General features: G+C 66.5%; 14 protein-coding genes and 1 pseudogene. 8 read left to right on the top strand and 7 right to left on the bottom strand.

The window, feature by feature from the left end:
* Window positions 1-94 precede the first annotated feature (94 nt).
* Window positions 95-1,429 carry a dicarboxylate/amino acid:cation symporter gene (locus ACVOKU_RS16480; protein WP_065181834.1) on the top strand — a complete coding sequence of 445 codons (1,335 nt, stop codon included), beginning with the start codon at window positions 95-97 and terminating at the stop codon, window positions 1,427-1,429.
* 180 nt (window positions 1,430-1,609) lie between these two features.
* Here ACVOKU_RS16480 and ACVOKU_RS16475 read toward each other — a convergent pair whose 3' ends face one another.
* Together ACVOKU_RS16475 and ACVOKU_RS16470 are read right to left on the bottom strand one after the other, a co-directional pair.
* Window positions 1,610-2,383 (bottom strand): C40 family peptidase, encoded by a 774-nt coding sequence (locus ACVOKU_RS16475; protein ID WP_481560403.1) that lies wholly within the window; start codon window positions 2,381-2,383, stop codon window positions 1,610-1,612.
* Window positions 2,384-2,513: 130 nt separating this feature from the next.
* Entirely contained in the window at window positions 2,514-3,053 is a 540-nt protein-coding gene (locus ACVOKU_RS16470) for a C40 family peptidase (protein ID WP_481560402.1), read from the bottom strand.
* 111 nt (window positions 3,054-3,164) lie between these two features.
* Between ACVOKU_RS16470 and ACVOKU_RS16465 the strand changes: the two genes are divergently transcribed.
* The 7 genes from ACVOKU_RS16465 (at window position 3,165) to ACVOKU_RS16435 (ending at window position 9,708) form a co-directional block, all read left to right on the top strand.
* Window positions 3,165-3,647, top strand: a complete 483-nt coding sequence (locus ACVOKU_RS16465) for an FKBP-type peptidyl-prolyl cis-trans isomerase (protein WP_053516805.1) — start codon at window positions 3,165-3,167, stop codon at window positions 3,645-3,647.
* Between the two features lie 99 nt (window positions 3,648-3,746).
* Window positions 3,747-4,991: a DUF418 domain-containing protein gene (locus ACVOKU_RS16460; protein WP_481560401.1), complete on the top strand. Its 1,245-nt coding sequence runs from the start codon at window positions 3,747-3,749 to the stop codon at window positions 4,989-4,991.
* A gap of 3 nt (window positions 4,992-4,994) precedes the next feature.
* Window positions 4,995-6,245 (top strand): NAD(P)/FAD-dependent oxidoreductase, encoded by a 1,251-nt coding sequence (locus ACVOKU_RS16455; protein ID WP_481560400.1) that lies wholly within the window; start codon window positions 4,995-4,997, stop codon window positions 6,243-6,245.
* On the top strand, window positions 6,242-7,600 hold the full coding sequence (gorA, locus tag ACVOKU_RS16450; protein ID WP_074899444.1) for a glutathione-disulfide reductase: 1,359 nt from the start codon (window positions 6,242-6,244) through the stop codon (window positions 7,598-7,600). The genes ACVOKU_RS16455 and gorA overlap by 4 nt, the downstream gene beginning before the upstream one ends.
* Window positions 7,601-7,684: 84 nt before the next feature.
* Window positions 7,685-8,605, top strand: coding sequence for a DMT family transporter (locus tag ACVOKU_RS16445; protein WP_065181839.1), 921 nt, complete (start codon window positions 7,685-7,687; stop codon window positions 8,603-8,605).
* The gene (locus tag ACVOKU_RS16440; RefSeq protein WP_481560399.1) at window positions 8,512-8,940 is read left to right on the top strand and encodes an MGMT family protein; all 429 of its coding nucleotides are present in this window, start codon (window positions 8,512-8,514) and stop codon (window positions 8,938-8,940) included. Before ACVOKU_RS16445 ends, ACVOKU_RS16440 begins: the two co-directional genes overlap by 94 nt.
* A gap of 93 nt (window positions 8,941-9,033) precedes the next feature.
* Complete coding sequence (locus ACVOKU_RS16435; protein WP_053516819.1) at window positions 9,034-9,708, top strand: rhomboid family intramembrane serine protease; 675 nt, start codon at window positions 9,034-9,036, stop codon at window positions 9,706-9,708.
* Between the two features lie 49 nt (window positions 9,709-9,757).
* Here ACVOKU_RS16435 and ACVOKU_RS16430 read toward each other — a convergent pair.
* The 5 genes and pseudogenes from ACVOKU_RS16430 to ACVOKU_RS16410 all read right to left on the bottom strand — a co-directional run bounded on the left by ACVOKU_RS16430 (window position 9,758) and on the right by ACVOKU_RS16410 (window position 19,205).
* Window positions 9,758-11,273, bottom strand: a pseudogene (locus ACVOKU_RS16430) (phytoene desaturase family protein).
* Window positions 11,270-11,752 carry a VOC family protein gene (locus ACVOKU_RS16425; RefSeq protein ID WP_065181841.1) on the bottom strand — a complete coding sequence of 161 codons (483 nt, stop codon included), beginning with the start codon at window positions 11,750-11,752 and terminating at the stop codon, window positions 11,270-11,272. The pseudogene ACVOKU_RS16430 and the gene ACVOKU_RS16425 overlap by 4 nt, the downstream one beginning before the upstream one ends.
* Before the next feature lie 121 nt (window positions 11,753-11,873).
* Window positions 11,874-13,880, bottom strand: coding sequence for a M13 family metallopeptidase (locus ACVOKU_RS16420; RefSeq protein ID WP_481560398.1), 2,007 nt, complete (start codon window positions 13,878-13,880; stop codon window positions 11,874-11,876).
* A gap of 166 nt (window positions 13,881-14,046) precedes the next feature.
* Window positions 14,047-16,149, bottom strand: a complete 2,103-nt coding sequence (locus ACVOKU_RS16415) for a M13 family metallopeptidase (RefSeq protein ID WP_481560413.1) — start codon at window positions 16,147-16,149, stop codon at window positions 14,047-14,049.
* Between the two features lie 194 nt (window positions 16,150-16,343).
* Window positions 16,344-19,205, bottom strand: coding sequence for a TonB-dependent receptor plug domain-containing protein (locus ACVOKU_RS16410; protein ID WP_481560397.1), 2,862 nt, complete (start codon window positions 19,203-19,205; stop codon window positions 16,344-16,346).
* Window positions 19,206-19,311: the final 106 nt, after the last annotated feature.

The raw sequence follows: 19,311 nt of genomic DNA, 5'->3' as shown, positions 1-19,311 counted from the left end.
CCGATGACACACTGATTTGCCGGGCGGACGGTCGTTCTGCGGGCCGCCTTGGGCTATCGTGCCAGCATCCCTTCCTTCCCCCTCTGGATTGCCTATGACGCTGGTCTCTGCCTGGCTGCGGATTCCATTCTGGCAGCGCGTGGTCGGCGGCTTCGTGCTTGGTGCGCTGGCCGGCTGGGCGCTCGGCCCCGCTGCGGAAACATGGTTCGGTCCGCTCGGTGAGCTGTATGTCACCCTGATCAAGATGATCGCGGTGCCGCTGGTGTTCTTCGCGGTCATCAACGCGATCTCGTCACTGCATGGCCAGAAGTCGGTTGCGGCGCTCAGTGGCCGCACCTTCCTGTGGTTCGTGATCACCGCAGCGTTGGCGGTGTGCGTGGGCCTGGGCGTGGGCACCGTGCTGCAGCCCGGTGCCGGTGGCCTGCAGCTGTCCATGGCCAGCAACTATGTGCCGCGCGAGGTTCCCAGCGTGGTACAGGTGCTGCTGGATGTGGTGCCGGCCAACGTCTTCTATGCACTGTCCGGCATCGGCACCCGGGTCAATGCCGCCGGCGAGACCGTGCTGGCCGCTGGCAGGGGCTCGATCCTGCCGGTGATCTTCTTCGCCGGCCTGGTGGGCTTTGCCATCGTCAAGCTGGGCGAGAAGGTGACCGAGGCGCGGAAGCTGGTCGGCCAGATGAGCGACATCATGATCCAGGTGACCCGCTTCGTGCTGGAAGTCACCCCGATCGGTACCTTCGGCCTGATTGCCGGCCTGGTGGGCAGTTACGGTTTCGAGAAGCTGCTGCCGCTGGGGCATTTCGTGCTGGCCCTGTACGTGGCCTGTGCGTTGCACATCGTGGTCGTCTACAGCGCGCTGCTGCTGGCGCACGGCCTGAATCCGCTGAAGTTCTTCCGCGGCGCGGCGCCAGGCATGCAGGTCGCCTTCGTCAGCTCCTCCAGCTTCGCCGCGATGCCGGTGGCGCTGCGTTCGATCACCCACAACCTGGGCGTCAACAAGGACTACGGTGCATTCGCGGTGCCACTGGGTGCGAGCATCAAGATGGACGGCTGCGGCGCGATCTACCCCGCGTTGTGCGCGGTCTTCATCGCCCAGTACAGCGGCGTGCCTTTGACGCCGGAGCAGTACGTGGTGGTGCTGATCGCCTCGGTGCTGGGCAGCTTCGGTACTGCCGGTGTGCCGGGTACGGCCGTGATCATGGCCACCGTGGTGCTCAGTGCCGCCAATCTGCCGCTGGAGACCATCGGTTACCTGTATGCCATCGACCGTATCCTGGACATGATGCGCACCATGACCAACGTGACCGGTCAGATGCTGGTGCCGGTGCTGGTGGCCAAGGAGACCGGCCTGCTCGACCAGTCGGTGTACGACAATCCCTCCAGCAACGTGGGCGTGGATGACCCGGACCCCACGCCGCCACGCAGCTGAGACGCCGCGCAGCGGCCTGTCATGCGAGAGATGAAGGCCCGCCGCTGGCGGGCCTTTTCGTTGTGGGCGTGCCCGCCGGGCCAGGGAAGGGAAGACGCATCCCAGGCATTCCGCGGGCAACGAAAAAGCCGCTGCAGGGCAGCGGCTTTCAGGTATCAGGAGGTGCCTGGAAAGGCGGCGTCAGAGCTCGACGCGGCGCGCCTGCATGAACTTGTTGCCCCAGTAGCCGCTGAGCAGGGTGTCCACCCGCACATCCTTGCCTGCGCTCGGGGCATGCAGGAAGCGGCCGTCACCCACATAGATGCCGACGTGGTCGACCCGGCCCTTGCGACCGAAGAACACCAGGTCACCCGCGGCCAGGGCGGCACGGTCGTTGATCAGCTCGGCGTTGTTGTCATGCGCCATCTCGCGGGAGACGCGCGGCAGTTCGATGCCCAGAGCCGAACGGAAGACGTAGCCGACCAGGCCGCTGCAGTCGAAGCCGCTGTCCGGATTGCTGCCACCCCAGCGATACGGGGTGCCGAGCAGGGTCATCGCCCGCCGCAGCAGCGACTGCACCTTGCCATTGTCGGCGGCGCTGCCGACAACGCTGCCATTGGCAGCGCTGCTGGTGTCGTAGTTGGCGAGCAGGCGGCTCAGATCGCCGGCGACCATGGCCGAGCGGTCCATCAGCGGAATGGTGTCGTTGGCGGCCAGATGCGGCAGCAGGGCGGCCAGCGTGGCACTGGCGGCTGCATCGGTGCGGCTGCGCTGGGGGGCCGCGGCCTCGGCCTTGCCCGTCACACGCACGCCATTGTCGGCGGCCGGGACCGGCGCAGCATCGGCGCGTGAAGGAACGGTCTGCGACCAGGCGGGGAGGCTGGTCAGGCACAGTGCCAAGCCCAGAAGAACAGGGCGGACACTACGCGGGGAAGCGGCGGTCTGGCCTTTGCACGTCAGGTCGTCGGTCGTCACGCGTCGGTCACAGAAAAAAACGATGGGGCATCATGCCCTGTAAAAGCACTGATAAGTTAAAAATTCCGTTATAAAACCGTTATTTTCAATGTGACGCACTTCTCAATTTTGAACATGACGCCTGTTCATTTTAGCGAAGGACGCGTTTGGCCCCTGTGTAGTGGTCCTTCCAGTAGGGCCCGCTAAGCGAGTCCAGGCGCACCGTGCCGCCGGTGCTGGGGGCGTGCACGAAGCGCCCCTCGCCGACATAGATGCCGACATGGGTGACGTTGCCGCGGCTGCCGAAGAACACCAGGTCACCCGTGGCCAGACGCTTCGGATCGATCCTCGGGCCCTGTACGGCGGCCAGGTCGCGCGAGGTGCGCGGCAGCTTCAGATCCAGCATCTCGCGGTAGACATAGGCGACCAGGCCGCTGCAGTCGAAGCCTGATTCGGGGGTGTTGCCGCCGTAACGGTAGGGCGTGCCGACCAGGCTGATGGCACGCATCAGTACTGAATTGGCGGCCTCGGGATTGTCAGGGGTGGTCGCCGGCCAGTGCGCCGACGGCGGGGGCGGCGCCGTCCGGGTGGCCTTGCCGCCGCCGCAGGCGGTCAGCAGCAGGGGCAGGACCAGCAGCAGGGCGGGCACGGACAGCCGGCGCGGGCCGGACGAAACTGGCGTGATGTGCATGTTCTCCGGATAATGCGCCACCTTGGATTGGCCGTCATGATGGCGGCGTCCCCGCCGGGCGACAACCCGCCCCAACCCGTCTGCCTCCGGCAGAACCAGACAGAGTCGCGCATGAAGATCGAAAAAGACCGCGTTGTCCGCTTCCACTACACCGTTTCCGAAGTCGGCCAGGAGCCGATCGAATCGTCCAAGGACCGCGGCGAGCCGCTGGCGATCCTGATCGGTCACGGCAACATCATCCCGGGCCTGGAAAACGCCATGATGGACAAGGAAGCCGGCGCCACCTTCAGTGTCGACGTCACGGCGGCCGACGCCTATGGCGAGCGCCGCGAAGGCCTGTCCCAGCGCGTGCCGAAGAAGCACTTCGGCAATACCAAGCTGGCGCCGGGCCAGCAGGTCGTGCTGCAGACCAACTTCGGCCCGCGTGCGGTGACCGTGCAGAAGGTCGGCATGAGCGTGGTCGACGTCGATCTCAACCATCCGATGGCCGGCAAGGACCTGCACTTCGACGTGGAAATCGTCGACGTGCGCGAAGCCGGCAAGGAAGAGATCGAGCACGGCCACGTCCACGGCGACGGCGGTCACGCGCACTGATCGCCCTGCGATCGTGACGGCAGCAACGGCCCGCTTCGGCGGGCCGTTGCATGTCTGGAACACCGCGCGGTCGTCCACGGCGCGCAGGCGGGCTGCATAATGAGGGACCTGCCCGCCGGACGTCCTGTGAACAGCGCTTCGCCTTCCCTGCAGCCGGTCGCCTCCGGCGACCGCATCGCCGTGCTGGACATACTGCGCGGGGCCGCGTTGCTGGGCATCCTGCTGATGAACATGGAGGCCTTCAGCGGACCGCTGGACCTGGCATTCACTGGTATCGACGTGCGTTGGCAGGGGATCGATTACTGGGCCGACGCCTTCGTCTACGTGTTCGTGCAGGGCAAGTTCTTCACCCTGTTCTCGCTGCTGTTCGGCGCCGGATTCGCAGTGATGGCACAGCGCGCCGAGACCGCCGGCCGCGAGTTCACTCCGTTCTATCTGCGCCGCAGCGCCGGGCTCATGCTGATCGGCCTGTGCCACGCGCTGCTGGTCTGGTCCGGCGACATCCTCGTGCTCTACGCGCTGGCGTCGCTGCCCCTGCTGGCGTGCCGCGAGGCACCGCGCAGCTGGCTGCCTTGGATGGGCGTCATCGTCTACCTCGGTGGCGCGGCGATGATGCTGCTGCTCGGCGCCATGGTTTCACTGGCGACGCCGCAGGACGCGCAGCAGATGCTGGTCGACGCGCAGCAGAGCATCGCCCGGGAGCGCATGGTCTACGGACACGGCAACTGGATCCAGGCCTGCATCCAGCGCCTGCATGAGTTTGGTTCGTCGATGGGGGCGCTGCTGATCACCGGCCCGGCGGTGCTGGGCATGTTCCTGATCGGCAGTGGACTGGCCGGCAGTGGCGCGCTGGCCGCGCCGGAACGCCATCCGCGCCTGTTCGCGGCGCTGCGCTGGGTCGCCTTGCCGCTGGGCCTGCTGGTCACCGTGCTGGGTGTGGCCTGGAAACCTTACCTGGCACCCGGTGCCTACGACCTTGGTGTGACCTCGGCGATGGCGCTGGTGATGATCGGCGCGCTGCCGATGTGCCTGGGCTACCTCGCCTGGATCGTGCAGTGGCGCGCGCGGCTGGGCTGGCTGGCGCCGGTCGGCCGGATGGCGCTGACCCACTACCTGGGGCAGTCGCTGGTGTGCACCTGGGTGTTCTACCACCATGGCCTGGGCTATTTCGACGTGATGCCGCGCAGCGTGCAGCTGCTGTTCGCTGTGCTGCTGTTCGCCGCGCAGGTCGCGCTTTCCCATGCCTGGCTGCGCCGCTTCCGCTTCGGACCGATGGAGTGGCTGTGGCGGGCGATGACCTATCGCCAGTGGCCGCCGATGCGCCGCGAGGCTGGAAGGGGCTGACCGATGCAGGGGGCGCGCGATGACGTGATCGTGATCGGTGCCGGTGCCATCGGCCTGGCGACTGCGCTGGCGTTGTGCGGACAGGGACGGCAGGTACGGGTGATCGATCGTGGCCGCGTGGGCGCAGCGACGTCGTACGGCAACTGCGGCACCGTCACGCCCAGTCATGCACCGCCCCTGGCCGCGCCGGGTGTGCCGCTGCGTGCGTTGCGCTGGATGCTCGACCCACGCGCGCCGCTGTATGTGCGCAGCCGCCTCGATCCCGCGCTGTGGCGCTGGCTGCTGCAGTTCAGCGCGCGCTGCAATGCGCGGCATTGGCTGCAGGCCACCCGCGCGCGCGCTGCGCTGTTGAATGATTCCCGCGTGCGCCTGGCCGAATGGGTGGGAACCCATGGCCTGGACTGTGAATTCGAGACGGGCGGCCTGGATTACGTGTTCGGTGATGCACGCAGCTTCGATCAGCACATCGCCCAGTGCGAGGCGCTGGATGCGCACGGCATTGCGACCCGCTGCATCGATGGCGGCCACTACGCACGCGACAATCCGGCGTTCCATGATCGGCTTGCCGGTGCGATCCATTTCCCCGGCGACGCGCAGCTTCGCCCGGACCGTTTCACTGCGGAGCTGGCGCGGGTACTGCGTGCGCAGGGCGTCGAGATCGACGAGCAGGTCGAGATGCAGGGCTTCAGCGGCGACGCACACGGGGTCCGGGTGCAGGCCGGCGGACGCACGCTGCGCGCGCGCGAACTGGTGCTGGCCACCGGCCCGTGGTCGCCGCGATGGGCACGGCTGCTCGACCTGCGGGTGCCGATCCAGCCCGGCAAGGGGTACTCGCTGACCTGGTCACGCCCGCCGCTGGTGCCGGCCCGTCCGGTGGTGCTCAAAGATCACTCCGTGTTCGTGATCGCCTGGCGCGACGCGCTGCGACTGGGGGGCACGATGGAATTCGCCGGTGCCGACCCGCAGCTGCGTGCGCAGCGCCTGCAGGCGTTGCAGCTGGCCGCTGATCGCCACCTGCGCATGCCTCGTGGCGCGCAGCTGCAGGAGCAGTGGTGCGGCTGGCGTCCGATGAGCGTGGACGATGTGCCGATGATCGGCCGCGCGCCTGCGCATCCTCACGTCTGGCTTGCGGCAGGGCATGGCATGCTCGGCATCAGCATGAGTGCCGGCACCGGCCAGCTGATCGCTGATCTCCTCTGTGGCCGCACGCCAGCGATCGATCCTGCCCCTTACCGACCCGAGCGATTCCGATGAACACGGCTTCCCATGATTACGACCTGATCGTCCTTGGCGGCGGCTCTGCCGGCCTGGCCGGCGCCATCCGCGCCGCGCAGTACGGCAAGCGCGTGGCGCTGCTGGAACCCGGCGAACTGGGCGGGACCTGCGTCAATGTTGGCTGCGTACCGAAGAAGGCGATGTGGCTGGCCGCCGATCTGCACGAGCGTATCGGCCTGGCAAGCGCGATGGGCTTCGATGTGCCGCCACGACCGGCACTGTCGTGGAAGGAACTGGTGATCCATCGCCAGGCCTACATCAGCAACATCCATACCAGCTACCACAAGCGTCTGGATGAAACCGGCGTGGTCCGCATTCCGGCGCGCGGCCACCTGCTCGACGCGCACACGGTGGCCTGCAGCGACGGCGTGCGCTACACCGCCGACCACATCCTGATCGCCACCGGAGCGCACCCGCAGCGTCCGGACATTCCCGGCGCGGAGCTGGGCCTGGTATCCGACGACTTCTTCGAGCTGCGTGCGGCCCCGGCCGAGGTCGCGATCATCGGCGGCGGCTACATCGCGGTGGAGCTGGCCGGGCTGCTGCAGGCGCTGGGCAGCCGGGTGAGCCTGCTGGTACGCGGCAAGCGCCTGCTGGAACGCTTCGACTACGAGCTGACCGATCAGCTGGCGGAAAACCTCCGCCAGCAGGGCGTGCGCATCTACTTTGATTACCGCCTGCGCGAACTGCAGCGCGACGGTGAGCGCGTCCGCGCCTTCGGCCATGATGGCCCCATGGACAGCGTGTTCGACGCGGTGTTCTTCGCCACCGGCCGCCGTGGCAACAGCCGGGGCCTGGGCCTGGAGGCGCTGGGCATCGACATCGGCGAGCACGAGCAGGTGCAGGTGGATGAATGGCAGACCACGGCGGTACCCAGCATCCATGCCGTGGGGGATATCGCGGGCAAGGTGGGCCTGACCCCGGTGGCGGTGGCTGCATCGCGTCGGCTGATGGACCGTCTGTTCGGTGGCCGCCCACAGTCGAAGATGGACTATGAGAATGTGGCCAGCGTGGTGTTTTCGCATCCGCCGCTGGGGGCGGTGGGCATGGGTGAGGAGGAGGCGCGTGCCTGCTTCGAGCAGGTGACGGTCTATCACAGCCGTTTCCGGCCGATGCTGCAGGCACTGGCCAACGGTACCCAGCGCAGCCTGTTCAAGATGGTCTGCGCCGGGCCGGAAGAGCGCGTGGTGGGAGTGCACCTGCTGGGCGAGGCCGCGGACGAGATCCTGCAGGGCTTCGCGGTGGCGGTGAAGATGGGAGCGACCAAGGCCCAGTTCGATGACACGGTGGCGATCCACCCGACCTCCGCAGAGGAAGTGGTGCTGATGCGCTGACGCTGCGGTTGCCGCGTCGGGCCATGCGACAATGGGCGTCCACACGCACCCCCGGGCCGCCCTGCGCGGCCCGCCGCTGTTCCCATGTCAAGCTCCTCCCCGCGCATCGCCACCGCATCCCCACGCATCGCCCTGGGGGGAATCGGCCTGGCGGCGATCGGCGCCGTTGCCGCATCCGGCAAGGCGGTGATCGTCAAGCTCGGCCTGCGCCACGGTGTCGATGCGACCACGCTGCTGGCGCTGCGCATGCTGATGGCACTGCCCCTGTTCGCACTGATGGCGGTGTGGGCTTCGCGCCGTGTCGAGCCGCTGTCGTGGGCAGACCGGGCGCGCGTGCTGTGGCTGGGGTTCACCGGCTACTACCTGTCCAGCCTGCTGGATTTCCAGGGTCTGCAGTACATCAGCGTCACGCTGGAACGATTGATCCTCTACCTCAACCCGACGCTGGTGCTGCTGATCAACGTGCTGCTGGCGCGGCAGCGGCCAGGGCGCTGGCAGGTCGCCGCGCTGGTGCTGAGCTACCTGGGGGTGCTGCTGGCGTTCGGCCACGATCTGCAGCGGGAGGGCGGGCAGATCATCGTCGGCAGCCTGCTGGTGCTGGGCAGCGCGCTCAGCTATGCGCTGTACCTGTTCGGCAGCGGCCAGGTGGTGGCACGGATCGGCGCGGTGCGCCTGACCGCCTATGCCAGCTGCGTGGCCAGCGGTCTGGTGCTGCTGCATTTCGCCATCACCCATCCGCTGCCACTGCTGTGGCAGGCACCTGCACCGGTGCAGTGGCTGTCGCTGGTCAACGCCACGGTCTGCACCGTGCTGCCGGTGCTGGCGATCATGCTGGCGGTGCAGCGCGTGGGTTCCTCGCTGGCAGCGCAGGTCGGTATGCTGGGGCCTGTTTCCACCATCGTGATGAGCCTATGGCTGCTCGACGAACCGATGGGGCCGGCGCAGATCGCCGGCACCGTGCTGGTCCTGCTCGGCGTGCTGCTGGTGACGCGTCTGCGCCGCTGACGCCGGACCAGGCGCGCGCGCGCATCCTGGCGGTGATCCACGCGATCCCGCCGGGACAGGTGATGGGCTATGGACAGGTAGCGATGCGCGCGGGCCTGCCGGGGCGGGCACGCTTGACGGCGCGCATTCTCGGCCAGAACGATGACCCGACACTGCCCTGGCACCGCGTGCTGCGCTCTGACGGGCGCATCGCCATGGCGGAGGGGGCGGCGGGCTGGCGGGAACAGTGGCAGCGGCTGCGCGCGGAAGGCGTGGTGGTGGAGAACGGCCGGGTGCGGATGCCGGCGTCCGACCCGGCGGCGGCGCTGGATGCCGCCGTGTGGGGACCGGGCTGAGCGCGACCGGGGTCTGAACGGGCCGCACGCGGCAGTCGCCGACACGACACGACGGTGCGGCTATGATGGAGACCGTTCCATGCCGGTGTCCCCATGTTCCCGCGACTGCCAACCGTCACCAAGGCCCTGCTGATCGCCAACGCGATCCTGTTCCTGTTGCAGCAGCCGTTCCTGCTCGGCAACCAGACCTTCGAGCCGTTCATGCTGCAGCCGCTGCAGCAGGGCTTCGATGCGTTCTCCCCGGGTGGCAACTTCCAGCCGTGGCAGCTGCTGACCTACGGCTTCCTGCACGGCAGCTTCGGCCACCTGTTCTTCAACATGCTGGCCGTTTTCATGTTCGGTGCGCCGCTGGAACAGACCTGGGGCGAGAAGCGCTTCCTGCTCTACTACCTGGTATGCGTGGCGGGCGCCGGCGTCTGCCAGCTGCTGGTGGGGACGCTGCTGGAGAATCCGGCCACGGTGCTGGGCGCGTCCGGTGGTGTGTTCGGCCTGCTGCTGGCGTACGGCATGTTGTTCCCGAACCAGCGGGTGATGCTGCTGTTCCCACCGATTCCGATGAAGGCGCGCACGTTCGTGATCCTGTTCGGTGTCGGTGAACTGGTGCTGGGCATGACCGGCTGGCAGCCGGGCGTGGCGCACTTCGCGCACCTGGGTGGCATGTTGTTCGGCTGGCTGCTGATCCGCTACTGGCGCGGCCAGCCACCGTTCAACAAGCGCCGTCCCCCCGGCCCGCCGAACCGTCCGAATCATCTGCGCAGCGTCAAATGATCCGCAGGGTCATCTGATGCGGCAGGTGCCAGCCGTGGTTGGCACACCCCTACAGATCCTGCAGGATCACCTGCGCGGCATTGTGGCCCGGCGCGCCGGTCACGCCGCCGCCGGGATGCGTGCCTGAACCACACAGGTAAAGCCCGGGCAGGGCACCGCGGTAGCCGGCCTGGCCGATCATCGGCCGCGCCGAGAACAGCTGGTTGGGACTGAGCGCACCGTGGAAGATATCGCCGCCCACCAGGCCGAACGTCCGCTCCAGATCCAGTGGTGACAGCACTTGCCGACCGAGCACGCTGTCGGCGAAGCCGGGCGCATACCGATCGACGGTGGCGATCATCAGGTCGGCGACGGTATCGCGATGCGTGTCCCAATGCCTACCCCCGGGCAGGACCGGTGCCACATGCTGGCAGAACAGGCTGGCGACGTGCTGGCCCGGTGGCGCCAGCGAATCGTCGAGGGTGCTGGGAATCAGCATCTCCACGATCGGCTCGCGCGACCAGCCGTCGCGCCGCGCATCCAGCCACGCGCGGTCCATGTAGTCGAGGCTGGGCGCCATGATGATGCCGGCACTGAGGTGCTCACCGGCGCCGGGCAGGGCGCGGAAGTCCGGCAGCCGCGACAGCGCCACGTTCATCCGGAAGGTGCCCGAACCGCAGCGCCACTGCGCCATGCGTTCGCGCGTCGCCGCGGGCACCTGCTCCGGGTCCAGCAACTGCTCGTAGAGCAGTTTTGGATTGACGTTGGCCACCACCACGCGCGCGCGCAGTACGTCCCCGCCGGCCAGCTCAACGCCCACCGCGCGTCCGTGCTCGACCAGAAGCCGCTTCACGCCGGCATCCACGCGCAGTTCTGCGCCGGCCGCGCGCGCCGATGCAGCGATGGCCTGGCTGATCGCGCCCATGCCACCGATTGCATGGCCCCAGGCACCCTTCACCCCGTTGCATTGGCCGAACACGTGGTGCAGCAGGACGTAGGCACTGCCGGGCGTGTACGGACTGGCGTAGTTGCCGACGATGCCATCGAATCCGAACAGGGCCTTGATCGGCTCGCTTTCAAACCAGCGGTCCAGATAGTCGGCGGCCGACAGGGTGAACAGATCAAGCAGCTCCTGGCGCAGGGCAGGGGACAGTGCCGCCAGTTCCCGGCCGAGCCGGTCCATCCGCCACAGTGCCGGCAATGCGCGCCAGCCGCCTGCGACGCCGAGGTCCGGCGGCGCGCGCAGGGCCCAGGCGCGCAGCACGTCGGCGAAGACCTCCAGCCTCGCCTCATAGGCTGGCAGGCGCTGCGCATCCCGTTCGGAGAACTTCGCCACCTCGGCCTGGGTCGCGCAGGCCATGCGCGTGCAGCTGCAGCTCGTCGATCACCTTAGGCTGCAGCAGCGAGACGGTGTACGAGGCGACCGAGTTGCGGAAGCCCGGATGGAATTCCTCGGTGACCGCTGCGCCGCCGAGCACGCCACGGCGTTCGAGCACCAGTACTTTCCTGCCGGCACGGGCAAGATAGGCCGCGCAGACCAGGCCATTGTGGCCGCCGCCGACGATGACCGCATCCCACGCGGTCATGCGGTGCGGATCGCCGCTTCGATGGTGGCGATGTCGATCTTCTTCATCGGCATCATCGCGTTGAAGGCGCGCTTGGCCAAGGCCTTGTCCGGGCTGGTCACCGCTTCGATCAGCATGCGCGGACTGATCTGCCATGAGATGCCCCAGCGGTCCTTGCACCAACCGCACTGGCTCTCCTGCCCACCGTTGCCGACGATCGCGTTCCACAGGCGGTCGGTCTCGGACTGGTCCTCGGTCTGGATCTGGAACGAGAACGCTTCGCTGTGCCTGAACGCGGTGCCGCCGTTGAGCCCGACGCAGGGAATGCCGCAGACGGTGAACTCGACCGTCAGCACGTTGCCCTCCTTGCCGTCCGGATAGTCACCCGGTGCGTGATGCACGGCCGTTACCGCGCTGTCGGGCAGGATTCCGGCGTAGAACGTGGCGGCCTCGAGTGCTTCGCTGTCGTACCAGATGCAGATCGTGTTCTTGTGGGCCATGGTCGGGCTCCGCTGCAGGACGAAGGCGCAGCGATAGCATGCCGCGTGTTAATGGCGGATCGTGCTGCATGCGCAAAAAAAAGGGCGCCCGAGGGCGCCCTTCGTGTCACGGCCGGCTGGCTCAGCGCCAGACCTTGATCTGCTCGGCATCGCTGCGCTGCATCGGCTGGCCGGCCTTGCAGCTGAAGGTGGCGCCGAACGCCGGGAGGTTGGCCAGCGTGCCGTTGGTGCGCCACATGCCCGGCGCGCGGATGTCGGCGGTCAGGCGGCGTGCGGCTTCGTTGGGCGACAGCTGCTGCGCCCACAACGCGGCCCAGGCACGGAAGAAGCCCTGCTGCTGGGCCGGCTTGGCCTTCGGCTCCTGTGCGGTGTAGGCCGCCCAGGCCAGTTCCAGGCCGGCGATGTCGGCCAGGTTCTCTTCCTGGGTCAACGTGCCATTGACCTTGGCGCCCTTCACGCCCGGGAACTCATAGGCGCCGTACTGGGCGGCCACACGGCTGCCGAGCAGGGTCCAGGCCGTCTTGTCGGCCGGCGTCCACCAGCTGCGCAGTTCGCCCTTGGCATCGACCAGCGCGCCCTTGGCATCGATGGCACGGGTCAGCTCGTGGCCGACCAGGCCGCCGAAGCTGCCGAACTTGTCGGCGCTGTCGGCCTTGGCGTTGAACACCGGGCCCTGCAGGATGGCCGCGGTGACGATCAGGCGGTTCTGCGCCAGGTCATAGGCCAGCGACGGCTGTTGCGGCAGCACGTCCCAGCGACGGTCGGCATTGCCCTTGCCGATGCGCTTCATCTCCTCGCGATGGCGCCAGGTCGAGGCGATCAGCATGTTGCCACCGAACGAGCCCCGGCCCATCGGCTGCACGGTGTAGTCGAGGTCGCGCAGCGGGGTGCCGATCTCGATCTTCAGCGCCGCCAGCTTGGCCTGTGCTTCAGCCTTGGCTTCGGCACTCATCCACGTGCTGTTCCTGACGGCCTCGATCTGCACCTCGCGGACCTTGTCGACGATCCATGCCGCCTGCCGGCGGTCTTCGGCCGAGAGATGGCGGGCAGCGTACTCGCGGCCGACCATCGGACCGGCCGCCACATTGATGGCATCGAGCACCGCTTCCCAGCGCTGCGGCGGCAGCGTCTGCCCGCGCAGTACGCGGCCGCGGAACTCAAACTCGGCGTCCCGGTAGGCCTTGGACAGGTACGGCGCCATCGAGTCGCCCACGCGCCAGCGCAGGTAGGCCTTCCACTGGTCCGGCTTGAGCTTGGTGACCATGCCATCCAGCTGCTGGAACAGGCCCGGGTCGGCCAGCGATACCAGATCGTCGTTCACACCCTGTACTTTCAGGAAGGCCTCCAGCTGCAGGTTGCGGTAGCGGCTGTTGAGTTCCTTGGTGGAGATCGGGGCGTAGTTGTTGAACGGGTTGTTGATGCCGGCCAGCGACTGTGCATTGCGCGCCAGCTCGGTTTCCAGCGCGATCACCGCCTGCGACTCGGCATCGAGCTTGGCTGCCGGCGTACCGGTCAGTGCCAGGATCTGCTTGACGTAGGTGCGGTAGCGGCCCATCAGCGCGACGGTATCGGCATCGGTGCGGGTATAGAACGCCGGATCCGGCAGACCCATGCCGCCCTGCATGAAGTAGCCGATATGACGGTCCAGTGCCTTCAGGTCGACGTCCGGACCGAAGTTGAAGGCGACCGGGATGCCGACCTGATGCAGTGCAGCGATCGACGCCGGCACATCCTTGGATTTCTTGATCGCATTGATGCGGGTCAGCAGCGGCGCGATCGGATTGGAGCCATCTGCTTCCACCGCCGCTTCGTCCAGGCCGCTGGCCCAGAAGTCGCCCAGCAGCTTCTGCACGTTGCCCTGCGGCGACGTCATGGCCGCATCGAGCAGTTCGCGCTGTTGCTGCCTGCTGCGCTCGACCAGCTGGCCCAGCGCCGTGGTGGCTCCGGTCTGCGGTACCGGGTTGGCCTTCAGCCAGCCAGCGTTGGTTGTGCCGTAGAAGTCGCTGCACTGGGCACTGACGGCCGGGGCGCGGGCGGCCTTTTTCTTTGCGGCGAACGCATCATGGCTCGGGACCAGGGTCGCCAGGCTGATGCCCAGGGCGATGGCAAGCGGACGGAAATTGGGCATGTAGAACGAATCCATGATGGATTGAGGGCGGGCGCACTATAGCAAGCCGCGCATGGGCGCAGCATGCACGTATCACGGTATGCCTGGCGGCCGTGGCGGGTCGCGCAAAAACAAGGGCCCGGGAGATCCCGGGCCCTTGCAGGTCTGCCTTGGCGTCAGCCGTGGCTTACCAGATCACCACCTGCTGCTCGCCGCTGCGCGCCATCGGTGCACCGGCCTTGCACTGGAACGCGGCCGCGAAGGTCGGCAGGTTCGAGGGCGCGCCCATCGCGCGGAACTGCGCCGGTGCGTGCGGATCGGTGGCCAGGCGGACCTTGGCGTTTTCCGGGGTGTACTTGGTACGCCACACGGTGGCCCAGTTGAAGAAGAAGCGCTGATCGCGGGTGAAGCCGTCGACCTTCGGATCTTCCTTGCCGGCCGAGGCCTTCTGCAGCGCATCGTAGGCCGTGGCCAGGCCACCCAGGTCGGCGATGTTCTCGCCCAGGGTCAGGTGGCCGTTCACGGCCTGGCCGTCAACCTTGTACTGGTCGAACTGCTTGACCAGCTTGCCGGTCAGGCCTTCGAAGTTCTTCTTGTCGGCCGGCGTCCACCAGTCTTCCATGTTGCCGGTCGGCCCGAAGCGCGCGCCCTGATCGTCGTAGCCATGGGTCATCTCATGGCCGATCACCGCACCGATGCCACCGTAGTTCAGCGCATCGTCTGCCTTCGGATCGAAGAACGGCGGCTGCAGGATGGCGGCCGGGAACACGATCTCGTTCTGCAGCGGGTTGTAGTAGGCGTTGACCGTCTGCGGGGTCATGCCCCACTCGGTCTTGTCCACCGGCTTGCCGATCTTGGACAGGTTGAACTTGTAGTTGAACTCGTTGGCCGCACGCACGTTGGCCAGGTAGCTGTCGCGCTGGGTCTGCAGGCCCGACCAGTCACGCCACTTGTCCGGGTAGCCGATCTTCGGAGTGAAGGTTTCCCACTTCGCGATGGCCTTGGCCTTGGTTTCCTCGCTCATCCAGCTCAGGCCCTGGATGCGTTCCTTCAGCGAGGCAGCCAGGTTCTTCACCAGTTCTTCCATCTTCGCCTTGGCTTCCGGCGAGAAGGCAACCTTCACGTACAGCTGGCCGAACGCTTCGCCGGCATCGTTCTCGATGGTGCCCAGCACGCGCTTCCAACGCGGCTTCTGTTCCTTCTGGCCGTTGAGGGTCTTGCCGTAGAACGCGTAGTTCTCCTGGACGAAGGCATCGGCCAGGTACGGCGAGGCGCCATCGACGGTGTGGAAGCGCAGGTAGGCGCGCCAGACCGACGGGTCGGTGTCGCCCAGCGCCTTGCTCACTTCCTCATGGAAGGCCGGCATCGCCAGCGAGAACTTCTCCGGCGCAGCAACGCCCTGCGACTTGAAGAACTCGGTCCAGCTGAAGTTCGGGGTCAGCTTGTCGGCGTCAGCCAGGGTGACCGGGTTGTAGTACAGCTCCACATTGCGCGACAGTTCGACGCGCGACTTGGATGCCTTGGCCAGGCGGGTCTCGAACTTGACCACGTCCTCAGCCTGCTTGGCGGCGTCGGCTGCCGGGACGCCGGACAGTTCCAGCACCTTGGCGACGTGCGCCTGGTAGGCCTTGAGCTTGTCGGCGTTCTTGGCGTCGGTGTAGTACGTGCTGTCAGGCAGGCCCAGGCCGCCCTGGCTGGCATAGGCCAGGTTCATGGTCGAGTTCTTGAAGTCGGCCTCGGCGCCGAAGCCGAACAGCACGTTCTCGCCCTTGGCTGCGCTGGTGCGCAGGTAGTCGGCGATGGCGGCCTTTTCCTGCAGGCCGTCGATGGCGGCCAGGTCGGCCTTCAGCGGCTCGATGCCCTGGGCGTTGATCTTGGCCTCATCCATGCCGGTGGCCCACAGGTCGCCGACGATCTTCTCGATGTGGCTCGGGTTCTTGACCTGCGCGACCTGCTCGGCCAGCTGGTGCTGCACTGCCACCGAACGCTCGTCGAGGATGGTGAACGCGCCCCAGCTGGTGCGGTCGCCGGGAATCTCGTTGGCGGCCAGCCACTTGCTGTTGACGTAGTCGCCGAATGCGGTGCAGGCGTCCAGGTTGGTGTCCAGATCGCTGGGCTGGAAGGCGTTGTAGGCCGGCAGCTTGCTTTCATCCAGGGTATAGGTGGTGGCTTCGGCGGCGGCGGGGGCAGGCGCGGCGGCCTCCTTGGCCGGGGTTTCGTTCTTGCCACAGCCGGCCAGCACGGCCGACACGGCCAGGCTGAGCAGCACGATCTTGGGAGTACGCGTGATCACTATGTTTGGCCTCCAGGCCGAGTGAGTCAGGGAAGAGCCGCGGGGACGGCCGTGGGCCGAACGATACGCCGCCAGCCTACCCCGCAAGGGTGTCGAAGGTCATGGGCGGGTGCAAGGGGCTGCGTCGGGCCCTGCAAAAGACAGACCCGGCAAAAGCCGGGTCTGTCGGGGTGCTGCGGACTACGGCCCTATCAGAACTTGTACTTCAGACGCACGAACGGGGTGCGGCCGTACAGGTCGTACTGGGTGGCAAAGGCTGCGGTGTTGCCGTAGCGGGTGCCGGCGCCGGTGGAGATCAGTGCCGGCTTGGTGTTGAACACGTTGGCCACGCCCACCAGGACTTCCCAGTCGGCCTGCTTGTAGCTCAACGAAGCGGTGTGATACACGCGAGCGTCGGCGACCAGATCGCGGTACGAGTCCGGACGGCCCTGGTAGGTGAAGCGCGAGTTGAGGGTGGTGTTCTCGGTCTTGCCGATGTACTGGGTCAGCCAGTTGTATTCCCAGTCGCCGCGGGTCAGGGTCAGGCCCAGGTTGGCAACCAGGTCCGGACGGCCGATCAGGCCAAGCTGATCCGAGGAGGCCAGGCCGCTGGCCTCGGCGCTGTCGAACAGCTGTGCCACGTCTTCCACGGTGTAGGTGACCTGCGAATCCAGGGCGAACTTGCCGAAGCCGAACTCATGTTCCCAGTTCAGGGTCATGTCCCAGCCGCGGGTACGCTGCTGGTTGATGTTCAGGTACTGGGCGTAGATGTTGCGGATCGAATTCGCGTCCGGGCCGGTGGTCGGGTTGCGCTCCAGCAGGTCGCAGTAACGGTTCGGGAAGGTGCTCGAACCGTAGCAGCCGGTGGTGATGTCCAGTGCACCCAGCGAGGTGATCTGGCCGCGGATATCGTAGTCGAAGTAGTCGATCGCCACGCTCAGGTCGGCGAACGACGGAGTGAACACGATACCGGCGCTCTTGGCGCGGGAGGTTTCCGGAACCAGGTTGCCGGCGCCGCCGCTGGTGAACACGGTGGCACTGGAGCCTGCGCCGACGTAATCGCCCGGAATGCCGGCGGCACCGCAGTTGGCACGGATGTTGGTGTTGTCGCTCTCTTCCCAGCGGATGCAGGGATCGATCGCGGTCTGGGACTGGAAGCCGGTCTGGTTGCCCAGGTACAGCTCGTACAGGCCCGGTGCACGATAGGAGGTGCCAACGGTGCCGCGCAGACGCAGCGACGGAATGATCTGCCAGTTCAGGCCGGCCTTCCAGACCTTGTCGCTGCCGCTGACCGAGTCGTACTTGAATATGCGGCCCGAAGCATTGGCGGTGAGCGATTCGATGCCGGTGACGCCCTTGATCAGCGGGATGTCGAACTCGACGAAGGCTTCCTTCACCTTGTCGTTACCCTTGGTCACGTCGGCCGTCGAGGCGCCCCAGAGATCCTTGTAGTTCTCGTCCGGCGTATCTTCGATGGAGTAGTAGCGGTACTCCACACCGAACGCAGCACCCAGTGCACCTGCGGGAAGGTCGAACAGCTCACCGGAGAAGATCGCATTGACCGTCACGGTGTCATAGGTGGTCTTGCCGGTGGCGGTGATGCCCAGGATGTCGACCAGCTCGTCAACCTTGGCGCCGCTCAGGTAACCCGGGTCGAAGTAGTTCGCTGCAGGCGTATCGCCAGCACCCGGACGGGTCAGGTCGCCGGTGATCGAGTTGCGGATGCCCAGCGAGCTGTACTTGCCGCTGGAGCGGCTGGCATTGGCATTGACTTCCCAGCCCCAGCTACCCGTGAACAGGCCATCGAACTTGTTCGCCAGGTAGTAGTAGTCGACCTCGGTCTGCGAGGACGACTTGAATGGAAGCACCGGCTGCGCATAGCCATTGGTGGTGCCCGGGGCTTCCACGACGGGGAAGAACTGGCGCCACTGGAAGTTGTTGGTCTTGCGGTTGTTGTAGAGGAACTGGGTCTTCCAGTTGAACCCATCAAAACCGAAGTCCGAAGCGAAGTAGGCCGACTTGCGCTCCTGGCGGTTGATGATGTGAGACTGACCCCATGCATCGAAGTTCAACGGTTCTTCGTAGTAGGCGACCGGGCTGCCGTTGGCGTAGGTGCGGTTGGCGCGCGGGCGATAGCCCGGGAACGGACCCACGGTGCTGCCGTCCGGCGAGGGAATGTAACGGATCGGCGAGTCGTACTCATCGATGACGTTGATGAGCAGGTTGTTGCAGTTCGCAAGCTTGGTCCCGGCGGTGATCGAGTGATCCTGCCGGTCGATGCGGTTGCCGTTGGCGTCCTTGATCAGATCATTGCCGCAGTTCAGGAAGTCGCGGTCGCCGCGGGTCAGCTCGTTGTGGCGGTACCATTCGACGGCAGCGACGATGCTGCCCTTCTCGAAGTTCCAGCCATTGGCAAGCGAGCCCTGGAAGACTTCACCGCCACCTTCGGTCGGGATACGGCCGGTGACCGTCAGCTCCGGGCGCTCGAAATTCTTCTTGGTGATCAGGTTGACCACGCCGGCCACGGCGTCGGAACCGTAGATGGACGAGGAGCCGTCCTTCACGATTTCCGCACGCTGCAGGATGGCGGTGGGAATGACGTTCAGGTCGAATGCGCCGACCGCGCCGCGGGTACCGGCCGGGCCCGGACGCTGGCCGTCCAGCAGCACCAGGGTGCGGTTGGCACCCAGGCCGCGCAGCGAGAACGTCTGCACGCCGGTACCACCGTCGACGACGAAGCCACCGAACTGGTGGGTGATCTGGGTTTCAGCAGCACCGATAGCGGACTTCTGCAGGAACTCGCCCACCGACACCTGGCCCTGGGCAGCGTTGTGCTCGGTGTCGATGGTGAACACCGGCGACGACGTTTCGTAATCTGCACGACGGATCAGCGATCCGGTGACGGTGATCTTGTCAAGGTCGGTGGCGCGCTGGTTGTGGGCGGAAGTGCTTGACGCCGCGGCTTCCTGCTGGGTGGTCTCCTGGGCCAGGGCCGGTGCAGCCTGCAGGCAGGCCAGCACAGCGAGAGTGAGCGGGACGCGGCTTGGCTTGATGTGGCGGTTGGCGTTGCGCATTTCGATGTGATCCCCACTTGTTATGCTTCGGTTAATGGAGTGTATGTGCCACGTAAAGTAAATGCAACATGAATGGAGAATTGCTGTAACCCGTTGTTGCTAAGGG

The sequence above is a fragment of the Stenotrophomonas sp. STEN147 genome (genome assembly GCF_056757995.1).
Note: the sequence above shows the minus strand (reverse complement) of the source record. Positions and strands in the feature narration are given on the sequence as shown.